The sequence below is a fragment of the Streptomyces milbemycinicus genome (assembly GCF_002154605.1).
Lineage (GTDB): Bacteria > Actinomycetota > Actinomycetes > Streptomycetales > Streptomycetaceae > Streptomyces > Streptomyces milbemycinicus.
This window is the reverse complement of record NZ_MUNE01000884.1, coordinates 1-1,958: the sequence shown is the minus strand read 5'-3', so window position 1 is coordinate 1,958 and position 1,958 is coordinate 1. Positions and strand designations below refer to the sequence as shown.

The following is a 1,958-nucleotide window of genomic DNA, read 5'->3' as shown; positions in this document are numbered from 1 at the left end:
ACCGTCGAGGAGTCCCGCGAATCGCTCGCGGCCTCGCTGGGTGCGCGCCCGAGCGAAGTCGTCTTCACCTCGGGCGGGACCGAAGCCGACAACCTCGCGGTGAAGGGACTCTACTGGTCCCGCAGAGACGCCGACCCCGCCCGCACCCGTGTGCTCGCCAGCCCCGTGGAGCACCACGCCGTCCTCGACGCCGTCGACTGGCTCGCCGAGCACGAGGGCGCGCGGGTCGAGTGGCTGCCCGTGGACGCGTACGGGCGGGTGCACCCCGACGCGCTGCGCGAGGCGATCGCCCGCGACCCCTCCGATGTCGCCCTCGCGACCGTGATGTGGGCCAACAACGAGATCGGCACCATCATGCCGGTGCCCGAACTCGCCGCCGTGACGGCGGAGTTCGGAATTCCGCTGCATGCCGACGCGGTCCAGGCCTTCGGCCAGCTCGACCTCGACTTCGCCGCCTCGGGCCTGGCCGCGATGACGGTCAGCGGCCACAAGATAGGCGGGCCGTACGGGATCGGCGCGCTGCTCCTCGGCCGCGAGTGGACCCCGGCGCCGCTGCTGCACGGCGGCGGCCAGGAGCGCCAGGTGCGCTCCGGCACGCTCGACACCCCGGCCATCGCGGCCTTCGCGGTCGCGGCCGCCCACGCCGCCGCCCACCGCGAGGAGTTCGCGCGCGAGATCGGCGCGCTGCGCGACGCGCTGATCGGCGCCGTCCGGGCGGCCGTCCCCGACGCGGTCCTGGGCGGCGACCCGGACCCGGCCGGCCGCCTCCCCGCCAACGCGCACTTCTCCTTCCCCGGCTGCGAGGGCGATTCGCTGCTCCTGCTGCTGGACGCGCGGGGCATCGAGTGCTCGACCGGTTCGGCCTGCACCGCGGGCGTCGCCCAGCCCAGCCATGTCGTCCTGGCCACCGGCACGGACCCCGACCTGGCGCGCGGCACGCTGCGCTTCTCGCTCGGCCATACGTCCACCAAGGCGGATGTGGAGGCGGTGGCGGACGCGATCGGCCCGGTGGTGGAGCGGGCGCGCGGCGCGGGGCTGAGCTAGGGAAAGATCAGCCGCACGGCAAAAGGGCACGACCAAAAGCTCGACCAAAAGCTCGGCCAATGACGGAATTCGCCGTGGCAAAAAACACCCCAGGAGGGATCGGGATATCTTTCCGGCCCGCCTGAAAATCGCGCAAACGGCTGGCCGGTGACGACGCCGCGCGAGCTAGATTTCATGCACAACGGGGACATCTGGCTCCCGTAAATTCCGCCTGCCGCCTGCCGCCTGCCGCCTGCCGTCTTCCGCCTGCAAAGCCGAAGCTCACCGGTCCGCCAGGGCCGCGCGCACCAGCCGCAGATAGCGGGCCCAGTCCCAGTGCAGCCCGGGGTCGGTGTGGTCGGTGCCCGGCACCTCGGAGTGGCTGACGATGTGCTCGCGGTCCGCCGGAAATCCGTACCTCCGGCAGATCCTGGCCGTCAGCCGCGCCGAGGCCCGGTACATCGGGTCCGTGAAGGAGCTCGCCCGGTCCACGAACCCCTCGTGTTCGATACCGACGCTGCGCTCGTTGTACGGGCGGTTTCCGGCGTGGAAGGCGACGTCCAACTCGCGGACCGTCTGCGCGATACGTCCGTCGCGGCGCACCACATAGTGCGCCGCGGCGCCGTGGCTCGGGTCCCGGAACGCCTCCAGCGCGTCGTAGAAGTTCCCCTGGACGACATGGATCACCACTCGGTCGACGGTGTAGTCGTACGGCCGGTCCGCCCGCCGCCAGTTCAGCTGCGAGGCCGGGACCCACAGCGCCCCCGGGTAGTCGACCGCGCCTTTCTCCCGCGGCTGGTCCACACCGGGCAGCCGCCACCACAGCCGCTCCAGCTCGTCCCGCGCCGCATAGCCGACCCCGGCAAGACCGGCGGCGACCCCGCCGATCAGCAGCGCCCGCCTCCCGAGGCGCCGCCGGCCGCCGGGCGCGCCGT

Annotated in this window: 2 protein-coding genes; one reads left to right on the top strand and one right to left on the bottom strand. The window is 72.8% G+C overall.

Going from position 1 to position 1,958, the window contains the following annotated elements; translation table 11 throughout:
* Positions 1-1,044: cysteine desulfurase family protein (locus tag CCN51_RS48300; protein ID WP_086861048.1), on the top strand; the 1,044-nt coding region annotated here is incomplete at its 5' end.
* 261 nt (positions 1,045-1,305) lie between these two features.
* On the opposite strand, the gene CCN51_RS48295 is transcribed toward CCN51_RS48300, so the two are convergent.
* On the bottom strand, positions 1,306-1,958 hold a 653-nt coding region (locus CCN51_RS48295), incomplete at its 5' end, for an N-acetylmuramoyl-L-alanine amidase (protein ID WP_107426287.1).